Origin of the sequence: Streptomyces sp. CMB-StM0423, assembly GCF_002847285.1 — a bacterium.
GTDB lineage: Bacteria > Actinomycetota > Actinomycetes > Streptomycetales > Streptomycetaceae > Streptomyces.
In genome coordinates, this window is sequence record NZ_CP025407.1 from 315,483 (window position 1) to 331,507 (window position 16,025).

Consider the following 16,025-nt stretch of genomic DNA (forward strand, 5'->3'; position numbering starts at 1 on the left):
CCCCTACGCGGGCGGCGGATGCCAACGAACGTGCAACGATCACCCGTTCGACGGGCCGACCGCCGTTCGCGCGCTGCGACAGTGACGCACATGATCCGTCGCCCCACGCTCGCCGCGCTCGTCCTGTGCCCCCTGCTCGTCCTCACCGCCTGCGGTGAGGACGACGCGGGCGGCGGGCCGTCCCCCGCGGCCGACGGCAGGCCGGACCCCGGCGTGCCCGCGCCCCCGGCCGCGAGCCGGGCCCCGAGGCCCGGCGACGGCTCGCAGGACCCCGACGACATCAACGGCGACGGGCACCGAGACCTCCTCGTACCGGTGTTCCTCGGCGGCGACCCGCAAGTCGCCGAGGAGCGCGTCGCCGTCGTCTACGGCTCGGCGGACGGCCTGGACCCCGCGACCCGTACCGTCTACGGACGCCGCGACCTCGGCCTGCCCGCCCTGCCCGCCGGCTTCCCCGCGCCGGACCTCCTCCGCGCGGCGGACGTGACCACCGCCGACCTGGACGGCGACGGCTTCCCCGACTTCGTGACGACCTCCACCGGGACCGCCGAGCGGCAGGAGGACCTGATGGGGAAGCCGGAGATGCCGTACGTGAGCTTCGGCGGCCCGGAAGAGCCCGCCGCGAAGCCCGAGGCGGTCCCGCTGCGGCTGCCGGGCGTGGCCGGCGTGGAGCCGGGCTCACCGGTGCGCGGGGACTTCGACGCCGACGGCCACCACGACCTGGCGGTGCCGGAGCGGGCCGCCCCGGGCGCGAGACTGGTGGTGATGTACGGCCCGTTCAGCCGCGAGGGCGAGCCCGCGCGCACCGACACGAGCCTGCCGTACGAAGAAGGCACGCTCTCCGCGGACGGGATCGACCCCACCGGCGAGCCACGCGCGACCGCGCTGCTGCGGCAGGGGCTCAGCGACGGCGGGCAGGACCCGAACACCCTCTACCCGGCGCGCCCCGGCACCGGACTGACGGGCGAGGCCCGCGAGTTGACCGCCGGCAGCGGCCACGCCTTCGGGGACTTCGACGGCGACGGGCAGCGGGACGTCGCCGTGGGCGACGACGGCGGCCGCAACAACGAGCCCGGCTACGAGACGGAGGCGCCGGAGGTCGACGGCAAGGCCACGCTCTACCCCGGCAGCGGGGACGAGCCCGTCGTCCTCGGTCTGCCGGAACGGCCGGCCGGCGAGGACCCGTACTACGGCCCCGGCGGCTTCGCCGCCGCCGACCCGGACGGCGACGGCCGCGACGGGCTGCTCGTCGCGACGTACGACGGCGCCGTCCTCCTCGACGGCGACGAGCGCACGCCCGTGCTGCGCGAGGGCCCGGCGCGGACCGCGGACGGCAAGCGGACGAAGGCGAAGGACCGCAACGCCCGGCCGGTGGGCGCCGGGGACTTCGACGCGGACGGCAGGGACGAACTGATCCTCAACTGGGCGCCCGACCCGCTCTTCGCGCTGTACGGCGAGAAGCCCGCGTACTGGTGGATCACCGAGGGCGCGACGGACCGCGACGCGGTGACGTTCGCCACGACGGAGTTCACGCCGCGCCGCTCCTGAGACCCGCGGCGCCGTCAGCCGACCGCTCGCGGCGGGGCGGCAGGCAGAGGTACGCGGACAGCACCCCGGCGGCGGCGACCAGGCTCCACAGCGCCCAGGGCCCGGCGGCGTACGCGGCGCCCCCGAGAAGCGGCCCGGCACCGGTGCCCACGGTGTACGCGGCACCGTGCAGGCCCTGGTAGTGGCCGGTCATGTGCGGCGGGGTCAGGCCGCCGAGGTACGCGTACGCGACGGAGCTGGTGATCATCTCCCCGCACGTCCACACCACGACCGTCGCCGCCAGCAGGGTCATGTCCGTCATCAGCCCGGTGAGCGCGAGCCCGGCGCCGACGAGGAGGTTCCCGGCGGCGAGGACGTACTCCGGCCGGCAGCGGGCGACCGCGCCGGTCGCGGGCAGTTCCAGGGCCAGCACCAGCAGGCCGTTGAGCCCGATGAGGAGGCCGTAGTCGCGGGCGCCGAGCCCCGCGTCGGTGACGTGCAGGGGCAGGCCGACGGTGGACTGGATGTAGACGAACTCGGCGACCGCGGTCATCAGCAGGAAGCGCAGCAGGAACGAGGCCCGCGGCGCCGGCGGAGTGACCGCGCTCGGTGAGGTAGAGCACGATGAACACGGGCAGGAAGTTGCCGACCCGGTTGACCAGGATGCCGAGGCTCACGATCCACACCCGGCCGGGCAGGCCGCGCAGGGCGTCGCGGAACCGCTGCTCGGCGGCGTCCGGCCGGCCCTGCGGGGCGGCGGTCACGGGGCGGGCTCGGTGCGTATCCGGACCGCGGCGGCGAGCCGGCGGGCGTGGGCGACGGCCTCGGCGGCGGTGGCGCCGCGGGTGAGGACGTGGCCGGCCTTGTCCTCGTTCCAGGTCAGCGGGGACACCACGGTGCCGGGCCGCACGCCGAGCCGGAGTTCGACGCAGGCGGGGTCGGCACGCGCCTCGTCGGCGCCGGTCACCGCCACCACGCGGCCGGGTTCCGGGGTGAGGAACCGTACGGCCGCACCGGCCCGCGGCTCGGGCGCCGCGGTCAGCGGCGGCAGGACGCCGAGCCCGGCGGCCAGGGCGTGGCTCTCCATGTCGACGCCGTAGGCGATCTCGGTCAGCTCGTTGATGCGGTCGCCGCCGACGCGGTTGTGGGACTCGACGATCCGCGGGCCGCGGGCGGTCAGCTTGACCTCGGTGTGCCCGGGGCCGTTTCGCAGCCCGACCGCGTCGAGGAAGTCCGTGACCAGCCGCGTGACGTCGCGCAGCGTGCCGGGCGCGACCGCACTGGGCTGCGCGTGGCCGATCTCCACGAAGCCGGCGCCGCCGGTCTCCTTGTCGGTCACCGCGACCACCACGTGCCGGCCGTCGAAGCTCAGGGTCTCCACGCTGATCTCCGGCCCTTCGAGGTACTCCTCCATCAGGAACTCCTCGAAGGAGCCGGCGTCGGAGAGGTCGCGCGCGGTCCACTCGCCGTCGAGCGCCCGGAAGCGGTCGGCGACGGTGTCGGCCGCGGTCCGGTCCCGTACGTGGAACACGCCCAGGCTGCCGGACTCGCGGACCGGCTTGACGATGACCGGCAGCCCGTGGGCCGCGGTGAACTCCCGGACGTCCGCCGCCGACCGGCCGACCGCCGCGGCCACCGGGCTGACGCCGCGCTCGGCGAGGCGCCGGCGCATCCGCCCCTTGTCGAGCAGCAGCTCCGCGGTCTCGACGGACTCGCCGCCCAGCCCGAGCGCCTCGTTGATCCGCGCCGCGGGCAGCAGGCCCAGTTCGAACAGCGACACCGCCGCCCGTACCGGATACGCGGCGTGCAGCGCCCGCACGAGCGGCAGGAGCCGATGGGTGTCGGCGTAGTCGAGCAGCAGCGCCTGGTCGACGTACGGCCAGTGGCCGCTGCCGTACGCGTCGGGGTACTGGACGTGCACGACGTCCAGGCCGAGCGCCCGCGCCTTGCGCACCTGCGCGAGCCTGCCGCCGACGACGAGCACGCGGGGGCGTGCGGCGGCGGACCGGGGGATGTCCATGATCGGTTTCCCTGCTTCCTGGGGTGGGACGTCCGACACGCTACGACCGGTTCCGGACAATCCACTTCCGGAATATGCAAGAGCCGCCTAACCTGCCCGGATGCCGACCGACCTCAGCCCCACCGCCCGGGCCCTGCGCACGATGGAGATCCTCCGGGCCCGCCCCGGCGCGACGGCGGACGAACTCGCCGCGGAGCTGGGCGTCACCGAGCGGGCGGCGCGCCGGTACGTCGGGATCCTCCGGGAGGCCGGCGTCCCGGTGGAGTCGACCCGCGGCCCGTACGGCGGCTACCGGCTGGGGCGCGGCGCGCGGCTGCCGCCGGTGGTCTTCACCGAGGCCGAGGCCCTGGCGCTGGTCATGGCGGCGCTGGACGACGCGGACGAGCTGGTGGGCAAGGCGCTGGACAAGGTGATCCGGGTGCTGCCGGAGAGCGTCGGCCGGCAGGCGGCGACGCTGCGGGAGCACGCCGCGGCCGCCCCCGACCCGAACTCGGCCCGCCCCGACCCGGCGACCACCGGCGCGCTGGTCGCCGCGTGCGCGGAGCGGACGAGCGTGCGGGTCACGTACCGCAGCGAGTCGGGGCGGGAGTCGGAGGGGCTGGTCGACCCGTGGGCGGTGGTCGTACGCCACGGGCGCTGGTATCTGCTGTGCCGCTCCCACCGCGCGGACGCCATCCGCACGTACCGCGTGGACCGCATCGGCGAGGTCCACTGGACGACCCGCGCCTTCACCCCGCCCGACGGCCTCGACCCGGTCGCGGTGCTGGAGGAGAACCTCGGCACGGGCTGGGAGTACCCGGCCCGGGTGGCGTTCGACGCCCCGGTGGCGGAGGTCGCGCGCTGGGTGCGGCCGCCGATGGGCCGCCTGGAGGCCGCAGGTGAGGGCTGCGTGCTGGTCGGCAGCACGAGCGCGCCGACGATGTACGCGCGGGACTGGCTGGCCCGGATGCCCTTCGCGTTCCGCGTCGAGGGCGGCCCGGAGCTGCGCGCGGCGGTCGCGGCGCTGGCGGCGCGGCTGACGGCGGCGTCGGAGGCGTCGGAGGCGTAGCGGGAGTCACGTCAGCACGCCGGCGGCGAGGGCGAGCAGTGCAGTCGCCGCGGTGAGGGTCGCGCCGAAGGCAGCCCCGGCACGCAGCAGGGCGGCGGGAGCCGAGGCACCGTCCCAGCGGGCCGGCAGCCCGGTGGCGACAAAGCCACCACCGTCAAAGGTGTCGAGCACTTCCCCGAAGGCACCGTCACCCGTACCCCCGCCCCCGGGACGTCACCTAGCCTCCCCCAGCGCCAGCGCCCGCAGCAGCAGGTACGCCGACTGCACGAACCGGCTTCGCAGCGTGACCCCCGAGTTGGTCAGTGCCACCACGCACACCTCCCGCTCCGGGCTCAGGCCCACGAACGCCGTGCAGCCGCGGGTCGCGCCGCTGTGGAAGTACAGCGTCGCCCCCGACAGGGTGCGGACGCTCCACGCCAGGCCCGACTTCTCCTCGTCCTCCGCCGGCAGTTCACGGATCCGCACGACCTCCGCCAGCGGAATCCGCAGCGACCGCACCACCCCCGAGTCCTCCGGGTCGAGGTGCGCGCGGAGGAAGCGGATCAGGTCGTGGGCGCTGGAGCGCACCGCGCCCGCGCCGGGGAGGGCCGGGATGACCCAGGGCGGGCGGCGGCGGCCGTGCCAGTAGCCGACGGCGTACGCGGGGTCCGGGGCGGCCGGGGCCGCGGTGCCGGTGTCGGCGAGGTCCAGCGGGTCGAGGACGCGCTCGCGGAGCATCGATCCGTAGTCCGTGCCCGCACCGTCGGCCAGCAGCCGGCCGAGCAGGCCGACGCCGAGGTTGGAGTAGCGCATGAGCGTGCCGGGCGGGTGGTGCACGATGGCGCGGCCGAGCGCGGGCAGCAGCATGTCGGGGGTGAACGACCGGTACGGGTTGGCGAACCAGGACGGCAGCCCGTTGAGCAGCAGTCCAGGCGGGAGCCGGGGCAGGCCGGAAGTGTGGGTCGCCAGGTGCTCGTAGGTGATGGCCCGGCCGTGGCCGCGCGGGAGGGCGGCGTACGGGAGGCGTTCCGCGATCCGGCCCGTCAGGCTGACCTCGCCGCGCGCGGCGGTGTCGGCGAGCAGCAGCGCGGTGAAGGTCTTGGTCACCGAGCCGACTTCGAAGCGCGTGCGGTCGGTGACCGAGGCGGTGCCCGTACGGTCGATGCCGCCGCGGCACAGCGCGCGGTACGTGCCGGTCGCGAAGACCGCGACGACGACCGCCGCCCGCGGTTCCGCGGCGGCGGCCACCGCTTTGAGGGGTTGGTCGCGGAGGTTCACGTCGCCGCCGCCCGGCTAGGCGCCCAGGCGCGAGAGCACGAGAGACGCGGCGGCCGTGGCGACCACGGCGGTGTGGTAGTGGTCGTCGAACCGCCCGTCCTCGTCGCCCACATCGGTCCGCCCGTCGCGCGGGAGCATCCCGTCGTCGTGCTGCGCGGCGGCCAGCCGCCGCCAGGCGGCCGGTTCGAAGGACGGATCCGGCATGCAGGCGTCGACGATGAGGAGTTCGGCGACGAGATCCCACTCCTCGATCTCCAGCCACACGTCCGTCCACACCGGCAGCCAGGTCGCCAGATAGTCCCGCAGGCGGGGCGGCAGGGCCTCCGGTTGCGCGCCCCAGTCGGTGAGATGGAAGACGGTGTGGGTCATGTGGTACGCCGTCATCCAGTCCATGGTCCACGGCTCTGGCACCGTTCCGAGCCAGGTGGCCGCGGTGCGCGCGGGCCAGTCGGTGCGGTCGGCGACGCCGATGATCCGGGTCGCGTTGGCCACCGCCATGCGGCGGTTGGGCACGTGCTCGTACTCGCGGTACGAGGTGAGGGACGTCAGGTGGGCGAGCAGCGCCTGCAGCGGCTCGTGCCGGTAGCCGGCGCGGTGGAAGTGGACGTACGTCTCCAGCGGGTCGGTCATGGCGGGGAACCGCAACTGCCGCTCGTAGAGCAGGTCGCCGCCGCGGAGCTGGTCCCAGGCGAAGTCGAGGAGTGCGCCGGCCGCGTCGTGCTCGGGGGCGGGGAGCGAGGCGTCGCGCACCACCAGAGATCCGGCGAGCGCCAGTTCGGCCAGCGGCTTGTAGACGCTGTCGGGCTCGGCCAGTTCGGCCGTCGCGCCGTCGGCGAACGTGCTCTGCGCGCGGTTGCGGTGCAGCCAGCCCAGCGCCCCGGTGCCCAGGCGCAGTGCCGCGGTACGCACCGGATCCGCCGGCCCGGGAGCGGTCATCGCGGGCCCCCTTCTGCCGCGGCCAGGAGTCTTCCGGCGATGGCGAGGTCGAGCGCCGTACGGGCGCTGGGGGCGCCCCACAGGCGCAGGTGCTCCAGCGCCGTCGGGACGTCGAGGGCGGGCGACGCGCCTCGGCTCCGGGCCAGGGCCAGCCAGCGGACGAGCCGGGCCGCGGTGGGGTAGTCGCGGCGCATCAGGGAACGGACGGCGCCCTGGCTGAGCGCACGGACGTGCAGACAGGCCCGCTGCTGGTAGGGCCCGTCCACCTCCGGAAGCGCCAGCGGGGCGAGCCGCGCCATGCGCTGCGACCGCTCCTTCCACGTCAGTTCGGTGTCCTCCGCGTCCTCGACGATCCCGGCGATCTCGACCACCTCGGCGATCGCGGCGCGCTCGGAGTCCTCCCCCGGGTACGGGACGGCCGTCCGGGTCCCGGCCGCACCGCGGGCGAGCAGCGCGGCGGTGGTCCGGTCGCGCCAGCGGGCCTCGGTGCTGTCCCCCGGGCGGGGCGGGAAGACCCGCAGGGCCGATCCCAGGGTCTCCCGGTCGGGCTGCGGCAGCGGCTGGCGGCAGAAGAGCGCCGGCGCGAACAGGTCGGGCCCCAGGACCCGCACGGCCGCCAGGGCGGTGGTGTCTGCCGGCCGGTCCGCGTCGGACACGGCCGGCAGCGGAACCTGGGTGCCCCGAAGGGCACCCAGGACGCGCCCGGCCAATTGCTCCACCGCTTGGGCGTAGCCGGCCCCCAGTGCGGCATTCGACATCGGGCGCTCACCTTCTGCTGTCGGTCACGGACGTGATGGTGCGGGTTCTGGTCCGCGGACCGTTTAGGTGGGGCGCGGCTCCTTCGGGAGCTTCGGGGACGCGAGCGCCAGCAGCAGCAGGACGGCGCCGCCCGGCGGGGAGTACACGGGCGCGTCGCTGAACGGGGCCTCCGGCTCGTCGACCAGTGCCGTGAACGCGGCCCTCTCGGCCACGCCGGCCCGGACGGGGGAGAGAGCCGGGGTCGTCTGTACGGACATCTTGCCTCCAAGAGTCGTCCCCTCGCGGAATGCGACGGGAGGGAGTGACTGCGCCGCGCCAGTGACGAGCGCGACGGGTGCGGCCGGTGGTCACCCATCCGGCTCACTGCACCAACGTCGGTGTCCCCTCCCCGCCCGCCACTTAGATCCCACAAGGATGGAGACCACACGATGGGTGCCCCCGGAAGCACTGAGGTTTAGCAGGCCGGACGGGCCGCCCCCGGCGGCCCGTTCACACCCTGCCTATCAGGATGAAGCGCTCGTCGGAGACCGGCCGGCCCCACAACTGCTCGTCGCCGCCGAGGTCTTCGACCCGTACGTCGGCCACCAGCGGCCGCACCGCTCCGGCCAGCGCTTCCGCCCCGACGCCACCGCTCCACGGCAGCACTCCCGTGCCCGTCCCGTACGGCTCGGCGGCCGGACCGGCGCCGCCCCAGCGCCCCTCGACGAGCACGAGCACCCCGCCGGGGCGGAGCCGCGCCACCCATTCCCGCAGCGCGGCCTCGGGATCCGGCAGGGTCCACACCAGATGCCGGGAGAGCACGGCGTCGAACTTCGCGTCCCCCGTAGGCGGAACCGAGGCGTCCGCCACGAGCAGCCGGGCCCGCAGCCCCGCCGCCGCCACCTTGGCCCGCGCCTGCTCGACCATCCGCGGCGCCAGGTCCACACCGGTGACCCGGTGCCCGGCGGCGGCCAGCAGACAGGTCAGGGAGCCGGTCCCGCAGCCGGCGTCGAGCACGTCGGCGGCGGGCCGCGCGATCCACGCGTCCAGCCGGGCCGCCCAGGCAGCCCGCGTGGCCCCGTCCCGCAGCCCGTGATCGGGCTCGTCGTCGAAACTGCCTGCCTGACCGTCCCAGTAAGCGCCGATGGCGGCGGAGTCCGTCATACCCGGATCGTCGCACCCGCCATTGACATCGCCGCCGGACTGCGCACACCGGCGCACGACAGGCTCACCCGACGGCGCACCCGCACCCCGGATTGGCCCTCGCTTCCCGTCCGCTGGCGGGCGGGAAGCCGGACGGGTCCCCCGGGGGTCGGCCGGCGGCGGGACCCGGCCACGGCGCCTCCGTCGACGCGTCGAGCCGGGGCAGCCTGCTCGGCCCCCGGCACCGAGTTCTACGTCGAGGTCGACCCGCGCCGCCTGGAACAAGATCCCCACCTGGGCCGTTATAGCCACTCACGAGCACGCCATCGTGTCGGCGACAGGCGTTCATGGCCGAGCGCGCTCACGCGCGGACCATTGAGGTGAGCGCCGGGCCACGGCCCGCTGAGCCGCCCCCCTCGCCCGCAGACGGGCCCCGGCGACGCCCCCGGAAGGCACCGCTCCCCACCCACCGAACCAGAAAGCTCAGATCATGGACATCCCGGTCAGCCAGTCCCGCCGCAGCTGCCGTGGAGCGGTCGGTGTGCGCTTGTGCTTGCAGTAGCTCTGCCGGGCGACACCAAGGATCCGGCAGCACCTGTTGACCGGTGCCCCGGCATCGACGAGTCGGTCGATCACCGGGTAGAGGCTTTTGGGGCCGGCTTGTCCTCGCCAAGGAACTTCGCCGTCTGCCGGACGATCGCCAGCTCGGTTTCCAGCTCATGGATCCGCCGGCGAGCGGCTCGCAACTCAGCAAACTCGCTCGACGGCGTTCCCGGCCGCCGCCCGTTGTCGATGTCGTCTTGCCGCAACCACTTCGACAACGTGACGGGATGGATGCCGAGCTCCACCGCCGTTTGCCAGCCTGACGCAGACTCTGCTGAGCATGACCATCGTCACCGGCGTCGCACTGCTGGTGGGCTTCGAGCCCGCCGCGGGCTTCGGTGAATGGCTCGGCGTGATCGGCGTGCTCGTGCTGATCATCTTCGCGCTCACCAGTCTGTCGGTCGCGCTGGCCATCAAGGCCAAGAGCGTTGCAGCCGCGAGCAACATGCTAACGCCACTCATGATCCTCCCGATGATGGGCAGCGGATTCGTCCCCGACTCGATGCCCGCCGGGCTTCAATGGTTCGCCGACTACCAGCCGTTCACCCCGTTCATCGAGACCCCGCGCGGGCTGATGGTGGGCACCCCCGATCGGCAACAACCCGATTCTCGCCATCGGCTGGTACGCCCTGATCGCCCTGGGCGGCTATCTGTGGGCCAAGAATGTCTACAACCGCGAGCCCACGCAGTGAGCGGCTTACATAGTCACCCCCGTCCAACCGGCGGGTGGGCGTCCCCAAACCGAAACCTTTGCTCATCGACGAGCGCCCCCGGTGGGACTGACTAACCCGGGCCGTCCCGGGTGACGGCTCCCGGTTGCCTCACCGGACCGGAATCCTGATCTCAACAGTGGCTCCCATGCAACGCCCACCCCTGCGCGGGCTGACCATGGGCGTCGTCCCTGGCATTCCGGTGCGCTGCGCTGCACGGCTGCGCTGAAAACGTGTGTCCGGCCTGCTTGCGAACGTTCTGAGGTCAGGGGTCCAGGTACTCGATGACCAGCCGGAGAGTACTCCGATCAGGTGACACGGAGCTCCGGAACTTGAGGCATATGCCGTGATCCTGCCTTACTGGGCATATCCAACCAGGGCAGCCCGTTCCGTTCGGGGAGCGTGGCAACGGTGTGAGTTGTCGCCCTTCACACGTGGGGAGGTGCGTGGCTCCGCTGGAACCGCGATGGGCACCCCGGAGGGGTTGGATGGCCAGCCGGCACCGCGTGCGGTGCCGGCTGGACCTTTGTTTGCAAGGAAGGAGCCCATGGCGCACGCCGGTGGCGCACAGGCCCACTGGTGCTCTCTCCGCCGCCCTAATCATGTGATTGCCGCCTTGTCAAAGTGGCGCATCTGTGGAGTACTTGAAAAAGCGAACCGGTGGGCCGCCCATCCCATGACCGGGGATCACGACAGAGGGCGGCGTGTGCCGGTTTTTCTCCTGTGCGGCGTCGAGGGAATTCCCTTGGCACGGCGGCACTCTTCAGTCGTCTGCTCTTTCGTGCAATTCCTCCGCGAAGGTCGGCCCTGAAAGCTCTCATGGTTCCGCTGCGTTCTCTATCTGTTCCTGCCAGCGAGGAGTCTCTCCATGCCTATCTCTCCGAACCAGGGATCCACCGGCGGCGGTACGTTGGTGACGATCACAGGTACGAATCTGTCCGGCACGACCGCCGTCACCTTCGGCACCAGGCCGGCCACCAGCATCACCAACGTCTCTCCGACCCAGGTCACGGCCGTGTCCCCGTCGGGCACCGGCACCGTCGGAGTCACCGTGACGACCGCAGGCGGAACCAGCAACCCCATCCCGTTCTTCTACGTCGGAGCCCCGTTCAAGTCCTCGGTCGGCCCGGCTTCCGGCCCGCTGGCGGGCGGCAACACGGTCACCCTTAACGGTGTCGGGCTGGCGACCGCCAGCAGTGTCGCCTTCGGCGCCAACACCGCCACGCCAACGGTCGTCTCCGACACCCAGCTCACCGTCACCGTGCCGGCAGGCGCGGCAGCCGGACCCGTAGGGGTGAGCGTGACCACCGCAGGCGGGACGAACAACGGCCTGTCCTACACCTACCTGGACGTCCCCACCGTGACGACCGTCGCGCCTGCCTCCGGGCCGACGTCGGGCGGCACCGGTGTCACCATCACCGGCACCAACCTCGACACCACCGAGTCGGTCACCTTCGCCGGCACCCCGGCGCCGTTCTCCGTGGTGAACGCCACCACGGTCTCGGCCGTGACCCCGCCCGGCACCGCCGGTGCAGTCGACGTGGTGGTGACCAACCCGGCCGGTTCCGACACGGCCACCGGCGCGTTCACCTACGTCGCCGGTCCCGGTATCTGACCCGCACCCCGCCGCCGCCCGGCTCGCACCGGGCGGCAGCCGTGCCCACCGTTCGACCGGGCACCCTGCGCCGGGCGGACAGCCTCCGGCTTCTCCCGTGCGGTGACTCCCAGGCCCGGGCTTCACCCAAGCTGCCATTGGAGCATCCTTCATGCCGCCCACGATCAGTACCATCAACCCCACGCAGGGGCCCACTACCGGGGGCACCATCGTCACCCTCACCGGCACCGCGATGACGGGAACCACCGCCGTACGGTTCGGCAGTACCAACGCCACCTTCACCGTCAATTCGGCGACCCAGATCACGGCTGTGAGCCCTCCCCGCGCCGCGGGTGCGGCGGCGGTGACGCTCATCCATCCGACCGGGAACAGCAACTCGGTGACGTTCACCTACGTTGTGACGCAGGTTCCCCAGGTCACGGGGGTGACGCCTGCCAGCGGCCCAACGGCCGGCGGCACCACCGTCATCCTTACGGGAACAGGGTTCACCGGGGCCACGGCGGTTGGCTTCGCCGGAGCACCGGCCACGTCGTTCCTGGTGAACTCAGCCACCCAAATCACCGCCGTCACCCCCGCCGGCGCCGCCGGAGCCGCCGTGGTGACCGTGACGGCACCAGGAGGCACCAGCGCCCCGGACGCGTTCTTCTTCTACGCCGCGCCGCCCGCTCTCCACAACAGCAGCCCCGCCCAGGGCCCGACGGCGGGTGGCACCGTGATCACACTCAGCGGAAGCAACCTGCTCGACACCAGCGCCGTGCTCTTCGGCTCCACCAACGCCGCCTCCTTCACCGTGGTGTCGGCAACACAGATCACGGCTTCCACTCCTCCAGGGACGGGCAGCGCGCCGATCACAGTGGTCACGCCGGGCGGCACGAGCAATCCCGTCGCCTTCGCCTATGTCGCCCCGCCCACACTGTCGACTTTGGTACCCGACACCGGTCCGGCGTCAGCGGGCACCGTGGTCACTCTCACCGGCGCGAACCTGGCCACTACGTCGGCTGTCACCTTCGGCACTACGGTCGCCTCATTCACCGTAGTGTCTGACACGCAGGTCATCGCGGTCGCACCTGCAGGCGCCCCAGGCCCGGTCACGGTATCCGTCACCACCGCAGGCGGTATCAGTCCCGGGCTTCCCTACACACGAACCGCCATGCCCGGTATCTGACCCAGCGACCGGAGGGAAAGCCGCCTCACATCCCGCGCGACCACCCGTTCGATTCCCTCGGCTGCGGACCGGTGTCGCCTGGCGCGACGTCCCCGCCGAGACCGTGGGCTGCTCCGGGGTGGCAGCCTGGCGCCGGTTGATCGATTCGGCGCGTTTGACTGTCTTGCCGACGTCGTGATGGCTGGCTCGGTGCTTGTTCTTCGAGCCGGGAGGCCGTCCCGTACGCCGCCGGGTCCACCCCACCGTGCCGCCCGGCGTGGAGTACAGCCTGACCCCGCTGGGGCGAAGCCTGCTGGAGCCGGTCTCGGCGCTGGCCGACTGGGCCGTACGGCACGAGGAGGAGATCAACGAGGCCCGGTCCCGCCATGCCGCCGCACGGGACACCCCCGTGACGCCGGCCGACACCACGACCTGAAGTCCCCGGCCGGCGGCAGACCACTCGCCGACCCGCCGTCGGCCACGGGCGACAGGACGGGCATGGCCGTCGCCGAGGAGCCAGAGGGCCGTGCGCGGCGCGTTCCGGCCGGTCGTCGGCATTGCACCCGGTACTGCACAGCCTGCTCGCGAAGGGCGTGGATGAGCATCGTGACGTGGGGTGGTCACGGCCGCTGATTGCGGCGACCCCGATGTGCCGGACCGAGGCCGGCGACGTGATCGGGACAGTGCTCAGCCCCGGGATCCCGGAGGAGTCCGGGGCCAGGTAGGCGCGCGGGTCTGGCCGCGGGCAAGCCGCGTCGCCCGACTTGATAGGCAAGTGAATACTTGCCTATGGTGGAGGTGTGCCTGATGATGTGTTCAAGGCGCTGTCCGACCCGACCCGTCGCGCGATCCTCGACGAGTTGACGGAGCGGAACGGCCAGACCCTCTTCGAAATCTGCACGCGGCTGTCCAGCAAGCATGGGCTGGGATCGTCACGACAGGCGATCAGTCAGCACCTCGCCGTACTGGAAGCCGCGGGACTGATAAACACGCGGCGCGAGGGCCGCTACAAGTTCCACGACCTCAACGCCCAACCGCTTGAGCAGATCGTCTCGCGCTGGCTCAAGCCGCAACAACCGGAGACCGGACCATGAAGATCTACGTCGCCCACGTATTCGTCGACGACCAGAACAAGGCCGAGGCTTTCTACACCGACGTACTCGGCTTCGTGAAAAAGAACGACATCCCCGTCGGAGGCGGCGCCCGCTGGCTGACGGTCGTCTCGCCCGAGAACCCCGACGGCGCAGAGCTGCTTCTGGAGCCGTCCGGCCACCCCGCCGTCCCGCCGTACAAGGAGGCGCTGGTCAAGGACGGTATCCCGGCGACCTCCTTCGAGGTCAAGGACGTCCACGAGGAGACCGCTCGGCTGAGGGAGAAGGGCGTCGTCTTCACGCAGGAGCCGATGAACGCGGGCCCGGTCACCATGGCCGTCTTCGATGACACCTGCGGGAACCTGATCCAGATCATCCACCACAACAGCTAAGGCGTCGGCTCGTGCAAAAGATCAACACCTTCCTCATGTTCGAAGGACATGCCGAGGAGGCGATGAACTTCTACGTTGCCACCTTCAACGGCACGGTCGACAGCGTCACCCGCTATGGACCGGAAGGCCCGGGTCCCGAGGGATCCGTGCTGCAGGCGACGTTCACCCTCGGCAGCCAGCAGTACATGTGCATCGACAGCCACGTGAAGCACGGGTTCACGTTTACCCCTTCCCTCTCACTGTTCGTCACGTGCGACGACCAGGCGGAACTGGACCGCTTGTTCACGACACTCGGCGAAGGCGGCGGAGTGCTGATGCCGCTGAACAACTACGGCTTCAGCACGAAGTTCGGCTGGGTGAACGACCGCTACGGCGTCTCCTGGCAGCTGAACCTGCCATAACACCGCGTGCCCGGCTTCGAGCCGCACTCCCCGGGGCCTCGCTTCCCCGCGGACAAGCCCACCCTACGGCGAAGGGGCGTGGCGAAAACCTCGTGCCATGTCCCTTCGTCAAGCCTCTGACTCCGTCAGACTCCGGCATATCACCCACCGGCGAAGTCCTTCATCGTGTCTCCGTGCTTGATCGGTCGGCGGTGTCCGCGGACGTACGGGGGCGGGGCATCGTGAGCCCCGGGTCAAGGCGCTTGTCCGGGGCCGTTCCGGTCGTACTCGACACCGTCGCAGCCCATGCGGGCGGCGAGGCCGAGGCGGGCCCAGACGATCTCGCCGAACGCGCCGCACCGCTCCCCGCGGAGGTCGAGCGAGCGCTCGCCCTCCCATCCGGTGTTCCCGTGATCGCGTGACTTTCGGGCCAGCAGACGATCTCTGCCTCGGTCCGGCGCACGAACGCCGACGTCAGCAGGGCATCCGAAGCAAGACCAACGAGCGTCAAATGAGCGTCAAGATACCTCGGAGAGCGTCATTTCAGGGTCAGGATATTGCCCATACCGCACACGACGCACATCATGCGCATCACGGAAATCGCAGGTCAGGCCGCCTTGGAGGACGACGACCTGATAACGCTGGAGCACACCGCCGCGCTCTGCCCCTGCCGGTACGGCCCGGGTCTGTGCGGCTCGTCCGGCGGCGGCCGGACCGGCCTCCTCCTCACTCTCGAATACGACCAGTCGTATCGTCAATCGGATGGCGCGGCCGCGGACTTCTCACCCCTCCGCCGGCCCCAGGAGATCCGCGACGCAGGCGAGGTAGAGGGCCATCGCCGTACCGGGGTCGCGGGGGTTGCGCCCGGAGAGTTCCGCGGCCTTCGCGAGGTGGTAGAGCAGGGTGTTGCGGTGGACGGCGAGGCGGTCGGCGGCGCGGAGGAAGGGCTACAGCTTCGCGGTGCCCGCCGAGGTGCTACCGCGCCGGCTGATCCACCTGGGTTCGGCGAAGTCGGTGCTGACGCCACTGGGGCAACAGGTGCGGGTGGCGGGCACGATGGAGTTCGACCTCGACGCGGACCGGTTCAGGCAGCACCGGGTGGAGGCGATCGTGGCGGCCGCGCGGCCGTATCTGCCCGCCGCGGACTGGGACCGGCGGGAGCAGGAGTGGGTGGGCCCGCGGCCGATGACCCCGGACGGGCTGCCGCTCATCGGCGCGCTGCCCGGGCACCCCGGCGTGCTGCTGGCCACCGGGCACAACATGCTGGGCCTGATGCTCGCGCCCGCGACGGGCCGCCTTGTCGCGGACCTCGCCACCCGCCCCGATCCCCCGGCCCGCGCGGCCCTCTTCGCCCCTTCCCGCGCCGCCCGGCGGGTCCGCGCCACCGCGCGCTGACGCCGCGTTTCGCAGAGGGAAAGCCG

General features: G+C 72.3%; 19 protein-coding genes and 2 pseudogenes. 10 read left to right on the plus strand and 11 right to left on the minus strand.

The window, feature by feature from the left end; genetic code table 11:
* Positions 1-90 precede the first annotated feature (90 nt).
* Complete coding sequence (locus tag CXR04_RS01320; protein ID WP_101420071.1) at positions 91-1,548, plus strand: FG-GAP repeat domain-containing protein; 1,458 nt, start codon at positions 91-93, stop codon at positions 1,546-1,548.
* Here the strand turns inward: CXR04_RS01320 and CXR04_RS01325 are convergent.
* On the minus strand, positions 1,529-2,080 hold the full coding sequence (locus CXR04_RS01325) for an MFS transporter (protein ID WP_234379977.1): 552 nt from the start codon (positions 2,078-2,080) through the stop codon (positions 1,529-1,531). The two genes, CXR04_RS01320 and CXR04_RS01325, sit on opposite strands and share 20 nt — an antisense overlap.
* Before the next feature lie 207 nt (positions 2,081-2,287).
* The gene (locus tag CXR04_RS01330; RefSeq protein WP_101420072.1) at positions 2,288-3,547 is read right to left on the minus strand and encodes an ATP-grasp domain-containing protein; all 1,260 of its coding nucleotides are present in this window, start codon (positions 3,545-3,547) and stop codon (positions 2,288-2,290) included.
* Between the two features lie 100 nt (positions 3,548-3,647).
* Here CXR04_RS01330 and CXR04_RS01335 point away from each other — a divergent pair, with 100 nt between their 5' ends.
* On the plus strand, positions 3,648-4,595 hold the full coding sequence (locus tag CXR04_RS01335) for a helix-turn-helix transcriptional regulator (protein ID WP_101420073.1): 948 nt from the start codon (positions 3,648-3,650) through the stop codon (positions 4,593-4,595).
* Positions 4,596-4,601: 6 nt separating this feature from the next.
* Here CXR04_RS01335 and CXR04_RS35050 read toward each other — a convergent pair whose 3' ends face one another.
* The 7 genes and pseudogenes from CXR04_RS35050 to CXR04_RS35455 form a co-directional block, all read right to left on the minus strand.
* The gene (locus CXR04_RS35050) at positions 4,602-4,766 is read right to left on the minus strand and encodes a hypothetical protein (RefSeq protein WP_199850363.1); all 165 of its coding nucleotides are present in this window, start codon (positions 4,764-4,766) and stop codon (positions 4,602-4,604) included.
* A gap of 42 nt (positions 4,767-4,808) precedes the next feature.
* Complete coding sequence (locus CXR04_RS01340) at positions 4,809-5,852, minus strand: serine hydrolase domain-containing protein (RefSeq protein ID WP_101420074.1); 1,044 nt, start codon at positions 5,850-5,852, stop codon at positions 4,809-4,811.
* Between the two features lie 15 nt (positions 5,853-5,867).
* Positions 5,868-6,788, minus strand: a complete 921-nt coding sequence (locus CXR04_RS01345; protein WP_101420075.1) for a DUF6895 family protein — start codon at positions 6,786-6,788, stop codon at positions 5,868-5,870.
* A complete protein-coding gene (locus tag CXR04_RS01350; protein ID WP_234379978.1) occupies positions 6,785-7,546 on the minus strand; it encodes a hypothetical protein in 762 nt (253 codons plus the stop codon). The genes CXR04_RS01345 and CXR04_RS01350 overlap by 4 nt, the downstream gene beginning before the upstream one ends.
* Before the next feature lie 63 nt (positions 7,547-7,609).
* A complete protein-coding gene (locus tag CXR04_RS01355) occupies positions 7,610-7,804 on the minus strand; it encodes a hypothetical protein (protein ID WP_101420077.1) in 195 nt (64 codons plus the stop codon).
* A 232-nt stretch (positions 7,805-8,036) separates the two neighbouring features.
* The gene (locus CXR04_RS01360) at positions 8,037-8,690 is read right to left on the minus strand and encodes a class I SAM-dependent methyltransferase (protein WP_101420078.1); all 654 of its coding nucleotides are present in this window, start codon (positions 8,688-8,690) and stop codon (positions 8,037-8,039) included.
* 474 nt (positions 8,691-9,164) lie between these two features.
* A pseudogene (locus CXR04_RS35455) lies at positions 9,165-9,526 on the minus strand (IS3-like element ISAar24 family transposase); the annotation flags it as partial.
* A gap of 20 nt (positions 9,527-9,546) precedes the next feature.
* Between CXR04_RS35455 and CXR04_RS01370 the strand changes: the two are divergent.
* The 7 genes from CXR04_RS01370 to CXR04_RS01405 all read left to right on the plus strand — a co-directional run bounded on the left by CXR04_RS01370 (position 9,547) and on the right by CXR04_RS01405 (position 14,625).
* Positions 9,547-10,059 carry an ABC transporter permease gene (locus CXR04_RS01370; RefSeq protein WP_442802442.1) on the plus strand — a complete coding sequence of 171 codons (513 nt, stop codon included), beginning with the start codon at positions 9,547-9,549 and terminating at the stop codon, positions 10,057-10,059.
* A gap of 791 nt (positions 10,060-10,850) precedes the next feature.
* Positions 10,851-11,597, plus strand: a complete 747-nt coding sequence (locus tag CXR04_RS01375) for an IPT/TIG domain-containing protein (RefSeq protein ID WP_101420079.1) — start codon at positions 10,851-10,853, stop codon at positions 11,595-11,597.
* Between the two features lie 151 nt (positions 11,598-11,748).
* Positions 11,749-12,762, plus strand: a complete 1,014-nt coding sequence (locus CXR04_RS01380) for an IPT/TIG domain-containing protein (RefSeq protein WP_101420080.1) — start codon at positions 11,749-11,751, stop codon at positions 12,760-12,762.
* Positions 12,763-12,955: 193 nt separating this feature from the next.
* Entirely contained in the window at positions 12,956-13,177 is a 222-nt protein-coding gene (locus CXR04_RS01390; RefSeq protein WP_234379979.1) for a winged helix-turn-helix transcriptional regulator, read from the plus strand.
* 364 nt (positions 13,178-13,541) lie between these two features.
* Complete coding sequence (locus tag CXR04_RS01395; RefSeq protein ID WP_101420082.1) at positions 13,542-13,835, plus strand: ArsR/SmtB family transcription factor; 294 nt, start codon at positions 13,542-13,544, stop codon at positions 13,833-13,835.
* Positions 13,832-14,224, plus strand: coding sequence for a VOC family protein (locus CXR04_RS01400; protein ID WP_101420083.1), 393 nt, complete (start codon positions 13,832-13,834; stop codon positions 14,222-14,224). Before CXR04_RS01395 ends, CXR04_RS01400 begins: the two co-directional genes overlap by 4 nt.
* Before the next feature lie 11 nt (positions 14,225-14,235).
* Positions 14,236-14,625 (plus strand): VOC family protein, encoded by a 390-nt coding sequence (locus CXR04_RS01405; protein WP_101420084.1) that lies wholly within the window; start codon positions 14,236-14,238, stop codon positions 14,623-14,625.
* A gap of 233 nt (positions 14,626-14,858) precedes the next feature.
* Here CXR04_RS01405 and CXR04_RS36805 read toward each other — a convergent pair whose 3' ends face one another.
* Positions 14,859-15,041 (minus strand): endo alpha-1,4 polygalactosaminidase, encoded by a 183-nt coding sequence (locus CXR04_RS36805; RefSeq protein WP_107497120.1) that lies wholly within the window; start codon positions 15,039-15,041, stop codon positions 14,859-14,861.
* Between the two features lie 345 nt (positions 15,042-15,386).
* Positions 15,387-15,530 (minus strand): annotated as a pseudogene (locus tag CXR04_RS36810) (helix-turn-helix domain-containing protein); the annotation flags it as partial.
* On the opposite strand from CXR04_RS36810, the gene CXR04_RS01415 reads away from it, so the two are divergent.
* Positions 15,508-15,999 carry an NAD(P)/FAD-dependent oxidoreductase gene (locus tag CXR04_RS01415; protein WP_101420085.1) on the plus strand — a complete coding sequence of 164 codons (492 nt, stop codon included), beginning with the start codon at positions 15,508-15,510 and terminating at the stop codon, positions 15,997-15,999. The pseudogene CXR04_RS36810 and the gene CXR04_RS01415 overlap by 23 nt on opposite strands.
* The last annotated feature ends 26 nt before the right edge of the window (positions 16,000-16,025 follow it).